The 18,714-nt window shown below is 57.2% G+C and carries 15 protein-coding genes and 1 pseudogene; 10 read left to right on the forward strand and 6 right to left on the reverse strand.

All coding sequences use genetic code 11. The features are described 5' to 3' along the window. The first annotated feature begins 62 nt into the window (after nt 1–62). The 3 genes from HGT1_RS03785 (at nt 63) to HGT1_RS03795 (ending at nt 3,791) form a co-directional block, all read left to right on the forward strand. Complete coding sequence (locus HGT1_RS03785) at nt 63–377, forward strand: hypothetical protein (protein WP_255200087.1); 315 nt, start codon at nt 63–65, stop codon at nt 375–377. Between the two features lie 83 nt (nt 378–460). Continuing rightward, on the forward strand, nt 461–1,336 hold the full coding sequence (locus HGT1_RS03790) for an SH3 domain-containing protein (protein ID WP_176248659.1): 876 nt from the start codon (nt 461–463) through the stop codon (nt 1,334–1,336). An 82-nt stretch (nt 1,337–1,418) separates the two neighbouring features. After that, nucleotides 1,419–3,791, forward strand: coding sequence for a mechanosensitive ion channel family protein (locus HGT1_RS03795; RefSeq protein ID WP_176248660.1), 2,373 nt, complete (start codon nt 1,419–1,421; stop codon nt 3,789–3,791). A gap of 347 nt (nt 3,792–4,138) precedes the next feature. Here the strand turns inward: HGT1_RS03795 and HGT1_RS03800 are convergent. The 3 genes and pseudogenes from HGT1_RS03800 to HGT1_RS03810 form a co-directional block, all read right to left on the reverse strand. After that, nucleotides 4,139–4,771: pseudogene (locus HGT1_RS03800) on the reverse strand (tyrosine-type recombinase/integrase). A gap of 263 nt (nt 4,772–5,034) precedes the next feature. Beyond that, nucleotides 5,035–6,351 carry a type II toxin-antitoxin system HipA family toxin gene (locus HGT1_RS03805; protein WP_007120932.1) on the reverse strand — a complete coding sequence of 439 codons (1,317 nt, stop codon included), beginning with the start codon at nt 6,349–6,351 and terminating at the stop codon, nt 5,035–5,037. Further along, on the reverse strand, nt 6,341–6,673 hold the full coding sequence (locus HGT1_RS03810) for a helix-turn-helix transcriptional regulator (protein ID WP_050770458.1): 333 nt from the start codon (nt 6,671–6,673) through the stop codon (nt 6,341–6,343). The genes HGT1_RS03805 and HGT1_RS03810 overlap by 11 nt, the downstream gene beginning before the upstream one ends. Nucleotides 6,674–7,233: 560 nt before the next feature. On the opposite strand from HGT1_RS03810, the gene HGT1_RS03815 reads away from it, so the two are divergent. The 7 genes from HGT1_RS03815 (at nt 7,234) to HGT1_RS03845 (ending at nt 15,900) form a co-directional block, all read left to right on the forward strand. Then, nucleotides 7,234–7,572: a DUF736 family protein gene (locus HGT1_RS03815; protein ID WP_007120930.1), complete on the forward strand. Its 339-nt coding sequence runs from the start codon at nt 7,234–7,236 to the stop codon at nt 7,570–7,572. Nucleotides 7,573–8,032: 460 nt separating this feature from the next. Next, complete coding sequence (locus HGT1_RS03820; protein ID WP_040701892.1) at nt 8,033–8,698, forward strand: DUF6088 family protein; 666 nt, start codon at nt 8,033–8,035, stop codon at nt 8,696–8,698. 549 nt (nt 8,699–9,247) lie between these two features. Beyond that, the gene (locus HGT1_RS03825) at nt 9,248–9,424 is read left to right on the forward strand and encodes a hypothetical protein (protein ID WP_007120927.1); all 177 of its coding nucleotides are present in this window, start codon (nt 9,248–9,250) and stop codon (nt 9,422–9,424) included. A gap of 512 nt (nt 9,425–9,936) precedes the next feature. After that, nucleotides 9,937–10,659: a helix-turn-helix domain-containing protein gene (locus HGT1_RS03830; protein WP_007120925.1), complete on the forward strand. Its 723-nt coding sequence runs from the start codon at nt 9,937–9,939 to the stop codon at nt 10,657–10,659. After that, nucleotides 10,652–12,580, forward strand: a complete 1,929-nt coding sequence (locus tag HGT1_RS03835; RefSeq protein WP_007120924.1) for a relaxase/mobilization nuclease domain-containing protein — start codon at nt 10,652–10,654, stop codon at nt 12,578–12,580. The genes HGT1_RS03830 and HGT1_RS03835 overlap by 8 nt, the downstream gene beginning before the upstream one ends. A 15-nt stretch (nt 12,581–12,595) precedes the next feature. Further along, on the forward strand, nt 12,596–14,509 hold the full coding sequence (locus HGT1_RS03840) for a type IV secretory system conjugative DNA transfer family protein (RefSeq protein ID WP_007120923.1): 1,914 nt from the start codon (nt 12,596–12,598) through the stop codon (nt 14,507–14,509). Between the two features lie 404 nt (nt 14,510–14,913). After that, entirely contained in the window at nt 14,914–15,900 is a 987-nt protein-coding gene (locus tag HGT1_RS03845) for a LysR family transcriptional regulator (protein WP_007120922.1), read from the forward strand. Here the strand turns inward: HGT1_RS03845 and HGT1_RS03850 are convergent. From HGT1_RS03850 to HGT1_RS03860, 3 genes are read right to left on the reverse strand one after another with little or no spacing between them, the layout of a single operon-like run. Next, on the reverse strand, nt 15,897–17,153 hold the full coding sequence (locus HGT1_RS03850) for a TRAP transporter large permease (protein WP_007120921.1): 1,257 nt from the start codon (nt 17,151–17,153) through the stop codon (nt 15,897–15,899). The genes HGT1_RS03845 and HGT1_RS03850 overlap by 4 nt on opposite strands. A gap of 12 nt (nt 17,154–17,165) precedes the next feature. Beyond that, the gene (locus HGT1_RS03855; protein WP_007120920.1) at nt 17,166–17,738 is read right to left on the reverse strand and encodes a TRAP transporter small permease; all 573 of its coding nucleotides are present in this window, start codon (nt 17,736–17,738) and stop codon (nt 17,166–17,168) included. Beyond that, nucleotides 17,738–18,703: a TRAP transporter substrate-binding protein gene (locus HGT1_RS03860; protein ID WP_040701884.1), complete on the reverse strand. Its 966-nt coding sequence runs from the start codon at nt 18,701–18,703 to the stop codon at nt 17,738–17,740. The genes HGT1_RS03855 and HGT1_RS03860 overlap by 1 nt, the downstream gene beginning before the upstream one ends. Between the last annotated feature and the right edge of the window lie 11 nt (nt 18,704–18,714).

The raw sequence follows: 18,714 nt of genomic DNA on the forward strand, positions 1-18,714 counted from the left end.
GGCCGCAGTGGAAAGAACCAAGTCGGACAACCTTATTCAATCGAACCAAAAGGAGACGAAAAATGAGAAACATCTTTCTAATGGGAGCATCCGCAATTGCGGTCTTTGGTCTGGCAGGGTGTGTGGACATGACTGACGACGTCGCCCAAGAAACCAGCGCCTTGAGTGCATCAGAACAACAAGCCCGATCTGTCTGTGTCCGTGACGTTCGTGGCGTGACAGGCAACAATGATGTGGTGGCGCAAAGCTCTGCGTTCTCCGAAGCCGGCACCCAGGTGATCCTGCGGGTTGGGGGCACAGGAACATGGAATTGCATCGCATATCGTGACGGAACGACAGCCGGCATTATGTCTGTGGCGAACGAGGGAACCTTGTAGGGGCCAATCCTGACTGACACGGAATGGTTGAAACGATAGACGGCTATGTTCCAAGAAAAATTGCCCTATCAGGAGGAGATGAAATGAAAAAATTTCAGTTTCTTGTGTGCGTCGTGACTCTTGCGTGGGGTCACATGGCCCTTGCTCAGGAGGCGGTTGTGAAAAGGGTTCAATTCCCAGCCGGACAAAGCGGCACCTCCATCAGTGAAAATCTGACAGGGTATCAGTCTGTCGAGTATCTGCTCGGCGCCCGTGCCGGACAGAGTATGGTTGTCGAATTGGCTGCGTCTAACCCCTCGACCTATTTCAACATCTTTGCTCCAGGGGATCGACCCGGGGAAAGCGCGGCGATGTATGTCGCGGCAACGAATGGGCTGCGCTACGACGGTGTTCTGCCGAGCGATGGCGACTACCGGATACAGGTCTTTATCAATCGCAATGCCGCCCGCCGGAACGAGAGCACAAAATACACGCTAAACGTCAGCATCGGAGGCAACGCACCACAGCAGGATTACGCTGACGGATTGTCTGGTGGGCCTGACTTCTGGGAAGTCGTCGGAGTGTCGCAAAGCCTCAACGTCCGCGCAGCGCCCTCCACCAGCGCCCCCGTGCGGATTGGTCTGTTGAAGGGCACGGTCGTTCGCAACTTGGGATGTCGCCGCAATGAGGGACGTGTTTGGTGCCAGGTCAGCCAGCTTGGTGGTGGTGTGACGGGCTGGACAGCAAGCCAGTATCTGCGCGAGGCAACGGCGCCAACGGCGACCGTATCACCTGCTGAGCAGGCCTGTCTGAGGGCTGTAACTGTCGAGACAAATAATCCCGATGTCGTTCTGCTCAGCTCCGCCTTTTCCGAGGCTGGCACGGAAGTCATGGTGGGGGTTGGCGCGCAGCGCGCGCCTTGGCAGTGCATCGCCTATAGCGACGGCTCGACGACGCGGCCCATGTCGATGCAAAACTGAAGCACGCAAGGAATTGTGGCCTGGCGCGCCGTATTGCGCGTTGGCCACGCCCCAAATCAAGCGCCAAACATAAGGACAGCGATTGGAAAAGCGACGGCCCCACTTATTTAAAAGAAAACCTGCGCCGGGCACTCTCGCGGCACTGTTTTTCGGTATGCACTCTGCCAATCGCGAGACATACACGGGGGCCTTACGCTGCTCTATCCTTCTCATTCTTGCATGCATCTGTCTGCCGATTACAGCGAGCGCTGTACTGGCACAGCCGTCGCCTGACTGGACGGGACGCTGGGATACATTCTGGCGCGACGGCGCGGCAGTTGTCGAGTTGGAGGTCGACGGCACCTCAGTCACCGGTACGTATGAGCCAGGCAGTGGCCGGATCGAGGGGCAGATCGAAGGGCAGGTTCTGCGCGGCCGTTGGTTCGAAGATGACGTCAGCGGAGGCCTGATCTTCGGGATATCGGACGATGGGCAAAGTTTCACCGGGCGCTTCGACACCGGGGAGTGGTGGAATGGACGCCGATCCGACCCGGCAGGTGAGCGCCTGGTAACTGGCGATGGATCCCCGAGGCAGACGCTCCAATCGATCGTCGCATCGGTGAGTGATTTCCTGGTCGGCGGAGATGTGGATGCCTTGCGCTATACCCGGACTCTTCTCGAGTTCGAAGGAGGCGAAGCACCGGCGAATACGCTGCGCCATCGCCAAGCCCTGCTTTGGGATATCATCGATCTGTCGACCTTCCGGGTCTACGATGCGCCAGCGCGTCCCGAGACCGACACCGCCACATTCACAATTGCGCTCGATGGGACCGAAACAACCTATGATTTGCGGTTCGTCCAAGCGAGCGATGGCGGTTGGCGGCTCGTTGTAGAAGACGCCGAGACGCTATCCGCCACCGTCCGGCGCTATCTCAACGCACTTGGACAGCCTAATGTAGCATCAGCCAAGGCCGCCATGGCGCATTCCCCGCGTGGCGTCATGCAACGGTTCTTGTTCGGGGTACATGATTGGGAGGGACCGGGACGGGACGCCGTGTTGTCGACGCTGGACCTCTCCATGCTGCCGGACCACCTACACAAGGCCGAGGGACCATTGCTGGCGGACTATCTGAAGAATGTTCTCGACCGCGCTGGCTTCATTTTTTTGCAAGAAGTTCCGAACAACCCAAACCGGACAACGCCCTACGTCCACTATGCGCATCCCGTTGGAGACATTGTCATCGCGCGCATGCCGACAGAAGGCGAAGATGCACCCGGTCAATGGGCCTTCGATGCAGAAACACTGCGCAACTTGCCTGCGCTCTATTCAGCCATGCAAAGCCTTCCGCTGGCCGAAGGTATCCCGCCGAGCGAACCTCTAACACAGTTTTTCTCGCTGCGAGAGCGTATCCGGGACGTCTCCCCGGGTCTGTTGAACCGAGCCGCGGTAATCGAAAACTGGCAATGGATCGCTATCGCGGCGATGGTTGGCGTGGTCATCGTTCTGGTTGCATTGCTGGGTCTTTTCATTTCAAAGGCACAGGTGGACGAAGACGCAGCCAAGACCGGCGCATCCCAGAAAAACGGGTTGGTTCTGGCGGCAAGGCTCACTATGTGGAGTCTGATCCTTGTTTGGGGTTTCAGCCTGGTTGGGATCATTGAGACGCCGCTCGCTGCGCTGCACACGCTCGTCTCTGCAGCGGCAGTCATTGGCGCGACTTGGTTCGCGGTTCTCGCGACCGGCATGATCGGAGCCTTTTTTCAGCGCAGAGCCGCCACCACAGTGAGTTATGCCGACGAAATCGTAACAGCGATGGCGATCGGCATCATCAAACTGGCCTTGATTACGGTCGGTCTGCTTCTGCTCGCAGAAATTGTCGATCTGCCCTACGAAGGCGTTCTGGCGGGTTTGGGTGTTGGCGGCCTGGCCCTGGCGTTTGCCGCCCGCGAGACGGTGTCCAACGTACTCGGCGGAATACTCCTCCTGACCGACCGACCGTTCCGGCGTGGCGACCTGATCGAAACACATGGTCAACTCGCAACGGTCGAGACAGTTGGCGTACGATCCACGCGGCTGAAGCGGCTCGATGACACCGTGATGATCATTCCAAACGCACAGTTGAGCGATCAGGTCATCGTGAATTGGGGATTGCGCGAACGCCGCCGTATCGACCTCTCGATTGGTTTGACCTACGACACCCCGCGTCAGAAATTGGATCAGTTCATCGAAGAGCTGCGCGCCGCAATGTTGCGGCAACCAAGCGCTGATGCACAAGACTGCTTTGTCGGGCTAAAGGACTTTGGAGAGTCCGCTATTGAGATCGAGTGCCGTTGTTTTGTATTCGTCTCGAACTACGACGAGCAGGTGGCAGTGCGCTCTGGCCTCGTTGCCGACATCGTCGATCTGGCCAAGCAAGTTGGAGTGGGCTTCGCTTTCCCGACAAGGACGATCCATCTCGTCAACGAGAAGGCGTGAAGCAACTCGGGAGAGCTAAGTTTTATTGTTTCTACTTTGGTCTGTTATTTCCGCACAGGGTATCATCGGTAGGGAGCGATGGAACGCTGATCATCGAAGGCGGCTGTTTTAAATCTGCGTTACAGACACGAACGGCGCGATTGCGAACCGTATGTCTCGGTCAACAACCTCAATGCGGATGGTCAGATTAGGACCGATCCATGTAAGGAAATGTCCGCAAAGCGCACCTCGCCCCGTTCGAGCATTCCGCAGCATTTGTCGATTTGGGCTCTGCACCGACTAACGTTGCATGAGATACTGATATCCGCATTGAAATGGCGAACGGCAGGACCGCTCGCCAAGTTGCACTAGATGTGAATTCGTTCTGCGATGCTCAGGGCATCTTCGAGTTCCACGCCAAGATTCCGAACAGTACTGTCAACCTTGGTATGACCAAGCAGCAGCTGGATTGCGCGAAGGCTACCTGTTTTTCGACAAAATCTCCGCTGCCTTTGTCCGGCAGAGGGAGTGCGTGCCGTATCCGCTCGGCTCGAGGCCAATCGCAGTTACCAATCACGAACGTGCCGACCATACTGGCGGGTTGAGATGTGTGGCCGGTCATGGAAACGGCTTGGGAACATAAATGGGCACGCAAACATCTCAGGGGATTTGACCCAGGATATCACGGTTTCCCGCGTGTTTTCCGTCAGTTCGAACTGCACAGGTCGCTTGGTCTTGCTCTGGATCACGGAAACGCGTTCCCGAACGCGGTCGTCCTTTTCAAGGTCTGACACGGCCAGTTTCACAAGATCACAACCGCGCAGCTTGCTGTCGATGGCGAGGTTAAACAAAGCCAGATCGCGGAGATAACCCGCCAGTTCGAGCCGCGCTCGGATCGCCCAGACCTGTTTTGGTAGGAGGGGACGTTTCTGGCCGATGATACGTCCCTTGTTCCAGGCCCTGCGTTTTGGGGTGACGGCGGGTAGTTGGACTCTTGGCATGATATGCCCTCCAATCCTCCCTCCATACCCAGACATCAACACAGCGCTGACTCTGAGAACGTAGCATCTGTTTGGATGACCGCTTCGGCTGCTGCGGTGCCGCAAATGAACTTTCGCTTATGCCGCATATTTTGCGCTGCGTGCGCCCGCAGCAGGATTTAAAGACTTCCGCTGTGGGCTCTTCTGTAGCATTCGCTGCGCTATTTACGAACGGCTGCTTTCGCTTACCGTAAAGGCCAAATACCTATCGAAACGACCCCTGACTAAGCTAGCAATTGCCCTCGCGACCCTTCAAATTGATCAGTCAGAGTATCATGATCCGAACTCAAGCCTTCGATACAGTACGGATTCAGGAATTGTCGCCCGCCAAACAGGGCTTTGTCTGTTGCGCTGAGGTCTGCGAGCTCACAGACCGCGTCCCATTTACGGGCAATCGTGATAATCTGTTGCGTGATGACCTCGATTGCGTCGTCGTCGGTGAGTAGGAAATCTGGTGCGGCGGTTAGACAACTGGCCAAAGTGCTCATCCGATTGTCGCCCTTGATTAGCATCGCCTGCGTCGCTTCATTCCCGGTGCGGCCTTGAGGGCAGATGTCATAAGCGGGGGAGAGCGTAAGCATTTCGCCGTCCCAAAAGGCTGCATGATTGCGGGCGTGATCGTCCGTATTGCCACACAGCACGTTAAAGCAGATTCGGCCAAACAGCTCTCGCAGCGTCTCCTTGGGCTTGGCGAAGCGGTGACGAATGATCTCGGCCAGATCCTCGTAGGAGGCATAGCGCGCCATCATCTCATCCAGCCCAAGGATTGTAAGTGCAGACACCATCGCTTTGCGATGCCAGTCCTCACCTGCGCGGGTCCGGTCAAAGCGCTCGATCAAGAGCACGTCTTTGCCGCCAGCTTCAATCATCGAGACGGGCGCGACGTCTAGGCCGCAGGCAGCCGCGAGCTTCATCGCGATGAATTCCGCTTTGACGACGCTATAGAGGTCGCCGCTTGCCGAGAATTTGGCGATCAACTTGCGATCTCCGCGATCGATCAGCGCCTTGGGCCGCGCGCCACCGATTGATGTACCGTGATTGAGCGCCTGATCTAGGCCAAGCGTCAGGGGCGCGCCTTTTTCAATGAGACTGGCTGCCTCGATGAGTTCCTCATATGTGGCTTCGGATTTCCGGCGCGGCACATACTGCGTCGCCGACGCTTGGAAATCGAGGGCACCGATGCGGTCAGAACCGGATGCAAGCAGGTAGGATATTTCTGTGATGTTGCCGACTTCGGCTGTACTCGCCTTTGCGCCCACCAAACGATTGATGATGACACGCCGCCCCCATGCATCCGGAGAGCCGTCGCGAATGCAGCTGGCCATCGAAAGACCGGCCTGAGGTTCGATGATGCCTCGACGCAGCGGGAGTTCGGGTGCGTATATCGGTATTGCATCGGTGCGCTCGAGGTAGCTTGCACCGTAATTGAATACGAACCGGTCCGCATCTTGCGTGATGCGCCCTGCAACGACAGGGGCGGTGCTTTCGGGCAGCCATATCCAGACAAAGGCCTCCGAGGCTTGGGCAAAATTAGAAGTCATCGTCGACCTCTTGCTTGGATGCCCGGACGCTCTTTGGCAGGAGTGTTAGTTTTTCATCAAGGCGGGCATTGTGCATTGCCAGCGTACTGTCATCGGCATCAAACAGACGCACGCCAACAAGCGCTGCGACCTCGAAGACCGTGCCGATCTCAGGGCCGGGTGCACCTTTTTCGATGTTATACAGTGTCGTGCGGCTAATGTTTGCACGGTCCGCAAGGTCTTGCGCTGTCATGCCGCGTTCCGTGCGCGCGACGCGGATCAGCTTGCCGAAGGTAGACAAAGCTTGCTTCGTAACCCGTGAGTAACTTCTTTTGCGTTTCATGTGCGCTGCCATTGTCTGATTAGATGAACGTGAGATGTCTTACGTCCAGTATATTGGACAAGTATTATCAATCTGGCGTCGAGTCAAGATGTTGTCCAGTATTCTGAACGTAATGAAGCGAATGTTCAGGTAAGTGAACGAAACTGGTCTTTGGTGCATCCATTCCAGCAAACCGGCCCCACCAGAGCTTGGGGGGAGATGGAAGAGAGCGAGATGTGTCGTTCCCAGGTCTGACGGAGGCAGGGTCTTTTGATCGGCGCGTTGTCAGTCAAATTGGAAATGAAGATGCCTTCCCGCAATTTCTTTTGTCAGTGTTCACTATCAGCGACGTGGCCATAGGCTTTCTCCTGATGTGTTGAGTTGCTCGATAATTCTGGTCGCAGCTGTCGCCCCGTCCACAAAGGTTGTCCCCGCTCTTTTTCCCCTGTCCCTGCGGGCCATTCTTCGCGGAACAAAAAGAGCGGGGCCTGCCCCTCTCCGCTGCGCTTCGCCTTCGGTATGTCCGGGCCTTGGCCAGCTGCAAGGTGACCATCATTGCAACGCAAACAAGGAGAAAAGCAATGACCACGAACTGCATCAAATTCACCAGCGACGACATCGAAACAGCAAAAGGTATCGGCTCAATTTCAACCCTGACATTCGACCTCGACATCACAGTCGAGCCCGTTGCCAGCAGCAACCCTATGGCACCAACGCATCGCGTCCTCGGCCGCTCCCCTCGCGGCAAACTGGTTGAATGCGGTGGCATCTGGAAGAAGCAGAACAAAGACACCGGTTCTGACTACTTCACCCTGACGGTCCGCGATCACGCCTTCAACGCCAACCTTGGCAAGGCCGCGAGCCAGGATGACATGTCTCTGCAAGCCATCATCCCCTGGGGCCCAAAAGAGGCCGCCTAACACACGGGCCAGACCGCTTCGGCGGTCTGGCCACTTTCCCGCACGGCAGAGAGCATTGCTCATGTGGAATAAGCGGCTGATATGCGCAGTACATTTTCTGCAAAGCGCGCGGGGGTCGAATAGTTGAAGAGATGTTTGATTATTGTTCTCGATCAAATTAACCAGGCAAAAGGCAGGAAACTGTCGGCGACCCGTAATGCTGTGTGCAGTGCGAGCGCTGCGGTGACCCAAGCCCCAAAGGCAAGGTTGCAAGCCGCAGTTACAAGCTTATCTCGGAGCAGCTCTTTTTTACTGAGTTATCTGCATGACCGAGTGTGCTGCGGTACGAACCAATTTTACCGATTGTGACAGCATCAAACCGATATGGATGATCTGGTTGCCAATTTGAAAGCCATCGTCGTTTAAGGCGGTACATCAGCTTGAACTCGCTTCTGTCCGAATTTTGCGGTATATTTCGGACATGATCGGATCTGCACAATTGAAAACTTTGCCAGACCGCCTACGCGCTCGTGTAGATGACGCGCCGCGACAAGTGTGGACGCCAGCTGATTTTGCCGACATCGGGGGTCGCGCAGCTGTCGATAAGGCACTGCAGCGCATGGTCACGTCCGGTCAGCTGCGCCGCATCCAGCGCGGGCTCTACGACAAACCATCCCAGAATGCGCTGACAGGCAAATCTACCGTACCAGACTACCGCGCCGTCATCGATGCAATCGCGCGTCGCGATCAGGTTCGCTGGTTGATCGATGGTATGACGGCTGCCAACACGCTCGGCCTCACCAACGCGGTGCCGGCCAAAATCGAAGTGCTTGTTGATGCGCGGTTAAAGCCTGTCACTCTAGACAATCAAAAGATCGTCTTCAAACAAGCGGCACCTAGTCGGCTGTATTGGGCAGGGCGCCCTGGCATGTATCTGGTGCAGGCCTTGCACTGGCTTCATGACGTCATGTCGAGCGACGAAGAACAGGCGGCTGTTCAAAGCGCAGTGCGTCGCCTGCTAGCCAGCCACGAAACTGGCCCGGCACTGTTGGACGATCTGAAAAGTGGTTTCGCTGCTACGCCAATTTGGATGCAGGACATTTTGCGTGGGCATCTGTTTGGTGCGGCTGCGGGTGATCGAGGCTGAGCATGGAAGGTTTGAACGCCTCGCTCTCTCCAGATGATGAAATGGCCGCTCGGATGATCGGTGATTACCAAAATGCTGAGGCCATGATCTTCGGTGAGGCTCCATCCTTTGATGCAATCCTGGCGTCGACTGGGTCTCTCGAGGACCAATTGAACCAAGCTTGATCTTGTGGCTTTGAAGCTGTCGTTCGGTTTTTTGGAGCGGCTTGGTTGAGATCAGGTGAGCAGCAACTTCGTATCTGAGTGTGGGATACCGTCCTCTTTCGCCTGCAGGAAAACTGGTGAGAGACGGTTCAATTCTTCACCGTGTTGTGCTCTTCCCATTGACCTGTTGGCCCATCAGATCGCTAGCCCGGAGGCGAGCGGGCTGCAACGCTTGGGCAAGGTTTCTGGACGGCTGGCGCCTTGCGCGCTGCTTTGCATCGCCCACAACAAAAATCGCCCTTCACGTGCTCCATTTCATTGCGCCCCAAGTTGGGTGCAGCCCGCTCTGATGCCTCCGGTCTTTTCCACGATCCGTCCAACGACGATCAATGGAAAGGATCACAACATGACATTCGAACAATCTCTCGACCTCGCAGAACTGCAAGCTGACATGGCCTTTGAAACCTACCTCTCAGCCTTTGAGGAGGGTGACCATCCTGAAGTCATAGACAGCCTCGCAACCGAGGCTCTGATTGCCCAAGATCGCTGCGCAGATTTGCGCTCTCAGGATCTGGCTCATTGAGCCAGATACCCCTGCGGATTGAGTGATCCGCAGGGGAGGGCGACCTCCTGTGGGAGGCCCCAGACAGGCAGTTGTAGAAGCTGACACCGACGCGGTCGGGCGTCAGCTTTTTTGCTGTTTTCATGTTGATCACTCGATGCGCCTTGGGGGCGCATATCCTTGCGTATTGTTTTGTATGTGAAGGCCCGCGCTCGCTTTGTGCGAGCTGCCAACAGGGTCAGTCAGAATGTTTCTGATAGTTGGTGTGGCCTCTGGGAGGCGGCGTGAAGCGCATAGAAATTGAACTCATGCAAAAAGATAAATTGCACAATATGTATTATTGATATATGAAGGAAGGAGAAGAAAAGGACGTTGGCAGGATATGCCACTTGTCTGCGACATTTGTCCGAGGGGTCTGAGAGCGTGCCACGCAAGAAAGAATCCACCAACACGCGCGAACGCGCTTGCAAGCAAGCGCTGCCTCGCACGCGCCGCCGGATATTTGATTTTGAATGTAGCGAGGTGCACTTGTGATGAAGACAGGAAGACCAAAACGCCTCAAGCTGGAGCAGCGCATTGAGCTGGCGCGGCGCTATCATGCAGGTGAAACCCCAAAGGTATTGGCGGAAGCCTATGGCGTCTCTCGCAGGCATGTGACGCGGCTTGCAAAGGAAGAGCAGGGCGAAGGACTGGCGGTGCGTGATCCCTCTGAACGGGTCAGTTTCCGCGCCTCAGCGTCAGAGCTCGCAGCCTTTGATGCAGAGTGGCAGACACGTGGTTTCGCCAACCGCTCCCAAGCCCTCAATGCAGTGCTGCGCGGACGGTGTGGGTTCCTTGATGTGCCGCGCGATCTAGTTGCTGAATTCTGTGCCAGTTGGCGACAAGCCAAGGACGTCAGTGATGCTGGTTTGGCGCTCGCAAAGGCTGTGCATCGCGGCAAGATTTCCGTGTCGCTTGAGGACCGCGCATTGCTTGTAGACCTGCTTGATCTTGCGCAGTGCATGAGCCGTGAGCTCGGCCAGATGAAGTATGCAGCGCAGGTCCGACGCAAGCAGGATTGGCCGTTAAAGGAAGAAGGGGATGCCACCCTGCGGGCGCATCCAGATGAGACTGCGCGCGTGGCATCGGGACTGAGATTGGTGGCAGGGGAGGGTGGCCGCGAAGGGGTGCGGGAATCGGCTGCTTTGGTTCCGAACGGCGGGTCTGCGCTGCAAGCGGGCGCGATCGTGATTGATCGGAACATCTCCAATGGCTGATCCGCTCGCTCTTTACAGTTCCGTCATGGGGAAGCTCTGGGAGGATGAGCGGATCCGGGGCAAAGCCGCGGCGCGGATTGATGCGCGTATCGCGGGCCGGCGGCAAGGGCGCAGCTTTGGGCGCGTCGGATCCATGTCGGCGCGCAACGTCGCCAAGGCTGCCAGTGGCCAGAGCCAGGCGGCTGTGTTCAAGCGGATCAGGGCAGGGGGGTGCAAAACACAAGCCTCTCTTGGCAATCAGCTTGCCTATATCAATGACAAGGCCGTCTACACTTATTCGACCATGACCAATGCGCTGACGGATGACGCGGTGCTGTCTGAAGATCAGAAGTCAGATATCATCGAGGCTTGGTCGGAGACCTGGCGCGGATCGACCAAGCTCGGGTTCACCTCACACATGCTGCTGTCGTTCCCGACAGACGTCACCGTCGATCAGGTGCGCGACATCGCGATGGACTGGACGGAGCATTTTTTCGAGAGCGGTGAGTACGGTGATCAGTGGGATTACGTTCTCGCCGTACATGACGACCGCGCCCACAAACATGCGCACATCATTCTGAACAACCGTGGGCTCGATCAGGGCACATGGTTTTCTTGCTGGGCTGAGGGCGTGATGTCGCCGCAGCTAATGCGCGAAAAGCAGGCCGAGATCGCAGAAGGCTATGGCGTCATACTCGACGCGACGACCCGTCTCGAGCGGGGTATCTTTGAGAAGCCAGCGGGTCTTGCTGAAATCTACCGCGCCAAAGAAGAAGCGCGCTTGCCGCGCGAGATCATCATGACGGCCGAGGAATCCGCCGTCGCACAAGCGCAGGTCGTGGGCTTTGCCAAAGACTACACAGAGTTTGCCGAGCTGCTGGACCGCATGGACCAGCGCCATCTGGCCCGCGCCGTGCGCGGTATGGCCGCCAATCTGGGCACTGGCACCCCTTGGACATTCACCGAAGGAGAGATCGATATGAAAGACATCAAAACCGTTGGTGATGCCATCGACTATTCCGAGCGCACGATCGAAGCGTTGCGGCTGAAAGCCGAAGAGCTTGATGTAACCGAGCGCGCCGCGTTTGAAGCCAAGGCCGCTCCCGTCATTGCGGACTTGTCACAGATGGTGCCCGATCCAGAACTGCGCGCGCGGTTTGGCAAGCAGCTTGAAGAGCCCTATCCGCCCGGTGCTGGAAACGAGGTGCTGACCGCAGCGCTGCAGTCTGGCAATGACGACGCTTTGAAAGATGTCCTAGCGCAAGCCGATGAGGCGGGCATGGATAGCAATGAGTTGGTGGCGCGGATTACAGCTGGCGGCACGAAGAATTACGGCATGGCGCAAGACTGGGTTGAGCGGGACATGAATGCCGTCCTCAGCAAAGATGGACTGACGGTCGAGAGTGCGAATGATGAGCAACTCGATGGGGCGTTGGAACGTGTCGATGGGGTGATGGAAGCCCTGACCGAGCGGGCCAAAGAACTCGGTGTCGCAATCGGGTTGAGCCTTGCAGAGGAAGAGGCGGCAGATCTGCCCTTGATCGATGAGGATGATCGCAGCCCCAATACCTATCTGCAGGATCTGGCGGATATGTTGCGCGATGGGCAGTTGTCAGAAGTTCAGGAAGAAACTGTTGAGCGCACTCTGCAGGCTGAGCTGTTCAAAGAGCTGGGCGAGGAAGGCCTCGGCGAGCTGCGGCGCGGGAACTACGAAGTCCTCAACGACGTGCTGCCGGGCAAGATCGATCAGATCACCGTCACACAAGAATTCCTAGAAATGACCTTTGAAGAAACCGGCGACCAGGTCTTCACTGATCGTGCATCCAGTCTGCAGCAGGACAAGGCAACCGAAGTGGCGCAGCTCAAAGGGCAGCAAGAGGCGCAGACCTTAGGCAAAGACCTTGGGCGTGATCGTGGTCTCGACGACGAGATGGAATTCTAGAGCGAGGATGAACACATGAACAAAGCATTTCCTCTTTGGGCCGCACTGCCCTTTGGCGCAATCTGCGGTGCGATCCTCGGGACCATTGTCGCAAGCTTCTATTTGGCATTGGCGCTGCGAACGGGGTTTGGCAATTTCGACATGCTGGCTGTGTGGAACGCCAGTCCTGGATTGCGCGCGGCACACCCTGAAGCCTTCAAGGTGGCTTACGGTGCAGTTGGCTTTGGATCCATCGGGCTCGGTGGCCTTGCACTTGCTTGGACCTGGAAGAAAGAACGGGATGACTACGGTTCGGCCCATTGGCAGACCAAACCAGAGCTTATGAAAAACGACATGCTGCATAAGCCGGGGAAGGGGTTTGTTTGCGGCAAGCTCGGACTGCCAAAGTCAAAGGGCGGATTTATTTCTTCTGCGGCAATCCCGCATGTGATGATGGTGGCGCCAACGCGGGCGGGTAAAGGTGTGGGCTTCGTGATCCCAAACCTGATGGCCTTCGCAGGATCTGTGGTGGTCCTCGATGTCAAAGGCGAGAACTTCGAGAAAACATCCCGCTTGCGTGCACTCAATGGCGATGAGGTTTATCGCTTCAGCCCGTTTGATTGGTCCAATGCCACGCACCGTTACAACCCGCTGTCGCGCATCGCCAAAGCGCCAACCTTTGCGCAGCGGTTTACGGAAGTCAGCATCTTGGCTGATCTGTTCCTCGATAAGGACAACAAGACGCTGGATACGTTTTCAGAGGCAGGCAAGTCGATCTTTGTGGCAGCCTGTCTGCTGGCGATCCAGCGCGGCACAGCAAACCTTGGCGAGGTGAACAAGATCGTTGCGGGTGGTGAGTACAAGAACGCCCAATACAAGACTTATGCCGATGAGGCGGAGGAAGCTATTCTGCGCGAACTTTGGACCAACGCGGCCAGCGCGTCATCGCGGTTGCTGACCTCAAATATTCAGGCGCTGATGACGGCGGGCTTGAAACAGTGGGACAATCCGGCGGTCCGCTCAGCCACTCAAGTCAGCGATTTCGATTTCGCGACGTTCCGCAAAACACCGCAGTCACTCTACATCGCGGTTTCAGAAGACCACATCGCGACGCTGGCACCACTATTGCGGCTGATGTTCGCGGACTTGATTGCATCGATCCGTCTCAAAGAGCCAGAACAAGATGAGCCGTGGCCAGTCATGATGATGATTGATGAATTCCAGCAGATGGGCGCAATGCCGTATTTGGAACGCGCGATCCATTCGCTGGCGAGCTATGGGGGCAGGGTAGCGATGATCGCGCAGTCGCTGGCATCGTTGGATCGCATCTATGGGTCCGAGGGCCGTGAAAGTTTGGAGAACGGTGCAGGGCTGAAGCTTTACATTACGCCGCGGGATCAGCGCACGGTAAAGGAGGTTTCGGTGGCTGTGGGCAGCACGACACGGGAAGCGGTGACGCGGATGTACGGGCGGAACAAAGGGATACTTGGTGCGACGTCGACATCTGCCCGATTGGAGGAGCGGCCGCTGCTATCGGAGACAGAGGCGCGGCTGATGGATCCCGACGAGGTAATAATCTTGGCGTCGCCGCAGCATCCGATCAAAGCGCAGCGCATCAAGTACTACGATGATCCGCTTTTTAAGGCGATGGACGCCAAACAGAAGGACAAGCCGTTTCCTTATCCGCCAAGTGTGGAAGGTGTTGGGCCATGGGGTGTTGGGAGTGACGAGAACAGAGCGCAGGGGGCAAATGAAACCGGGGGCCATCCGCCGGCGCGAGATCGTGCGGAACGGCGCGAGGCGCGGGGGATGCGGGTGATGGGTGAAGGGGTTGAGATGGAACAGCAGCCTGCGCCAGAGGCGCTCGAGCGAGAGGCGGATGTGCCGAAGGCTTGGGAGCAGACGCTGGATATGCGGGAAGAGCTTATCGAGGAATTGTTAGGGTACTAGAGGCTGTTGTCGCGAACAACAGCGGACGTTGGAGCAAGCCGTAGCGGATTCACAATTCGAGCCCGAGGCGGTCATTGCTATTTCTCGCTGCGCGCGCTCGCAGCAAGAAAATCGCTGCATCAGCTTTGCTCATGGCGCTGCAAGGCGGCGGGAAAACCGGCCATTGGTGCAAGGCGCAGCAAAGATTGAGGCGGCAACTCACAGGTTGCGAACAAAGGGTGAATTCACTGCATGCGCGACAACGGCCGGTCGATGAGCATCGCGACTGCATTAGATGTAGGTCGGGCAGCGCTCCACGAGATCCCAACGTATTGGCCGCCCCTTCGTTTGTTAGGAGTGCTACTCGACAATTTCAGCCCATCTTAATAGACTCTACTCTCTAAGTCCTCAGGGTCCGGCGTCAAATGCGTGACATAAACATCAGAGCAACCGAATACTTCGAATCCGTGGCGCGGCTCGGGACGGTTACGAAGGCCGCGCAGGAACTCGGCGTGTCGCCATCGGCCGTAAGCCAGCAACTACGAATCCTAGAAGAGCAATTTGGCGTCAAACTTTTTCGCCGCGAAAAGCGACGGCTTATTCTGACACTGGACGGAGATCGTCTGTTTCAAACCACGACCCAGGCCTTCAGTGCCATCCGAAACGCCCGAGGCGCGATCTCGCGCCAGCGGGATACACGCAATCTGACCCTTCGGGTCAGCCCCAGCTTCGGCGTTCGTTGGCTTGGTCCAAAAATCGCAAATTTTGCGACAGAAAATCCCGACTGGAACATCCGCATTGACGCAACGCCCGACTTCACCGCATTCGATACCGAGGCGGTCGATTTTGACCTGCGCTACGGTTTGGGCGGTTGGACGGGCCTGACAGTCAACAACGTCATACATGATCTTGTGCTTCCGCTGTGCAGTCCGGATTACCTTGCTTCGTTGCAGGAACACTCCGACGATCCGCGCGAACAGATCAAGGCGGCGCGCCTGATCGACAGCGTGAAGATGCTGTATCGTTGGGATCTATGGCTTGCTTCGAACAAGATCGAGATCGAGGGCCTGACATATCCTTTTCGCTTCGACCGATCCTCGATGTCGATTGAACTGGCAAAGCAGGGCGGCGGGCTTGCGCTTGACAGCGTGACGCTCTGCCTGCCGGAATTACAGCGCGGTGAGCTTGTACCGTTCTCGACGAATTTCGACGTTATAGATTTCCCGGCCTATTGGTTCGTTTGTCCGCCACGCCACTTCAACCGCCGTATCGTGAGCCGATTTGCGAGCTGGCTTCAGTCCAGTGCAGACGAGCACGAAGCCGGCGCGCGCAAGTTTCTGACCGGCTTGGGGTGCAGCTTTCGGCCCGAATCCGGGCCGGAACTGATCGATGTGAAACCTTGGGGTATTTAGTAAATCGTCAAGGCGGGTACGTAAGAGATGAGCAAAAGGACCACGATTGCCACACCGTAGAACGGCAGCAACCACTTCACGGTCTGGCCAATACTCGCACCCGAGATCGCCGAGGATATGAACAAAGTCGTGCCAACAGGCGGGGTGTAAAGACCGATCGCCAAGTTGACGACCATCATCAGACCAAGCTGCACAAGGTCCAGACCGATCGCATTGCCGATCGTGACGAATAGTGGGCCGAGAAGAAGAACTGCGGCAGGCAGATCGAGAAACGCGCCAACGATCAGCATCACCACATTCAAGGCAAGGATAACCATCCAGGGTTCTGAGAAGGTCAGTTGTACCCATTCAGCAAGCTCCTGTGGGACTCGCTCGGCTGTCAGAACCCACTGGATCGTCGAGGATGCCATGATGATGATCATGACTGCGCCGGTCATCAGCCCGGTGTCGACCGAAGCCTGCCAGATTCCGCGCCATGTGAGGTCGCGATAGACAAGACCGGACACCAGAAGTGCGTAGGCCACCGCCATGACGCTGACCTCGGTCGGCGTGGCGACGCCGAAGCGCAGGGTGCCGATCACGAAGATAGGCATAAGCAGCGCGGGGATCGCTGCGAAAATCTGCGACTTAAACGCCCGGAATCCGCCTTCGAGCGGCGAGCGCGGCAGGTTCTTTATTCCCGACACCACGGCGACTGCCGCGAACATACCAACGCCGAGCATGACACCCGGCAGGATACCGGCGATGAACAGGTCAACGATTGAGACATTGGACACGAGGCCAAACAGGATCAGCGGAATAGACGGCGGGATCAGGACCGACACGGTTGACGAGGCCGAGTTGATCGCGGCCGAAAACCCGGCCGGATAACCTTCTTTCTTCTGCACCGGGATCAGCGCATTACCAAGCGCGGAGGCATCGGCCACCGCCGAGCCAGAGACGCCGCCGAACATCACCGAACCGATGATCGAGACCTGGCCCAGACCCCCTTTGAAATTGCCGACAATCAGTCGTGCGATATTGACGAGATAGACGCCGAACTTGCCCGACATCATCAGGTTGCCAGCGAGGATAAAAAACGGGATCGCCAGCATCGGGAAGCTTTGTGTCGGCGTATAGAGTCGCTGTGCGATCACCGCCATCGGCTTGCCGTCGAGCCAGAGCGCAGCAGCGACCCCGCCCAGCATGGCATGGGCGACAGGGACCGAAATTGCCAGCAGAATGAAGAAAATCCAGACGAGGGGAGCGGTCATGATGGTCTCCTTTCAGCTCAGGCTTGCGTGTTGGGGATCGTGATTGGCAACATCTTCGCCGGACAGCGCCCTAAAGAGGTTAAGCGCGGCAATGAGCGCCATGGCCGCGAAAGCGTAGACAAGACTCGAATACCCCCACACCTGCTTTATGCCGAGGGTCGACAGGGTCTGGAACTGCGAGGCCTTCAGGATTGGCTGGCTACTCCAGAGAACACTGATGGCAATGATCAGGATAATCGCTTGGATGATCAGATTGAGCCCGAGAAGCGCCCGGCCTTTCAGCAGATCAGAAAGCAGCGTGATCGCAATATTGCGCCCGCGCGCTGAAGCAATCACGAGCCCACCAGCCACCAACCAAGGCAGCAGGATCGCATGTATTTCAGAAGCCCATGGGATGCCGGAGCCAAGAGCGTAGCGTAGGATCACATTGACGAGAAGTGCTACGAACATTGACGCGAGACAGGCTGCCACGATGATCCGGCCGCTCCAGTCCAGTACGTTAGTAGCCCCGCGAGCCAGGCTGAGGAAGGGGCTGTTCTGCCCCTTCCCGCCATTCTCCGGGGACTTGCGGTCCCCGGCGGACATCACAGGCCCGCCGCTTCGCGTAGTGCCGCAACGAGCTCAGGGTACTGCTCCGCGTACTGGTCGTAGACGGACTGCGTTGCTTCTTGATATGCCGCCTTGTCGGCTTCGGCGAAGATCGCGCCTTCGGCTTCCATCGTCGGCCGAAGCTCCTCGTCAGAGGCCAGTACCAGATTTCGTTGAAGCTCGCCAGCTTCGGCCACGGCGTCGGTGACACAGGTTTGCGTCGCCTCGTCAAGGCCCGACCACCAAGCCAGACCCGCGACGACCGGCGTGGATTCGTACTTGTGGCCGGTCAGCGTGACGTAGGGGGTAATTTCGTGCAGGTTGGCCGAGTAGATGTTCACAAGCGGGTTTTCCTGCCCGTCAAAGACGCCGGATTGCAGCGCGGTCGGCAGTTCTGACCATGCCAGAGGAGCTGGAGATGCACCCAGAGCCTCGAAGATGTCGACCGTCATCTGATCGGGGGGGGTGCGGATCTGCATGCCCGACAGATCAGCAGGGGTTGGAACGCCCTTCTCAGTATGAGTGACGTTCCGGATGCCGTTGTCCCAGAAACCCAAAACCTTGAGGCCTGCGTTGTTGGCGCGTGCGTCGATCATATCACCGACCTCCCCGTCAAGCACGGCCCAAGCGGTCGGCAGATCCTTGAACAGGAAGGGCAACCCCAAGAGGCCCACTTCAGGTACGATCTGGCTCATTGCGCCTTGGCTATTCGCAGTGATGTTGATGACACCTGCCGTGGCAGAGGTTAGCATCTCGGAGTCGTCACCCATCGTAGCAGAGGCTGCCACGTTCACGGTGTGCTCGCCGCCCGTGCACGCGGTGAAAAGTTCGGCGAACTTCTCTGCTGCGACATAGCGCGGATTGCCTGGGTTGGAGCCGTGGGCGAAGATGATCTCGTCCGCTTGTGCGGTGCCCGCGATTATGGTCGTGGTGGCCAGAACGGCCATTAGTGTTGTCTTCATTGTAGGTTCCT

It is taken from the genome of Sulfitobacter sp. HGT1 (assembly GCF_013282155.1).
Lineage (GTDB): Bacteria > Pseudomonadota > Alphaproteobacteria > Rhodobacterales > Rhodobacteraceae > Sulfitobacter.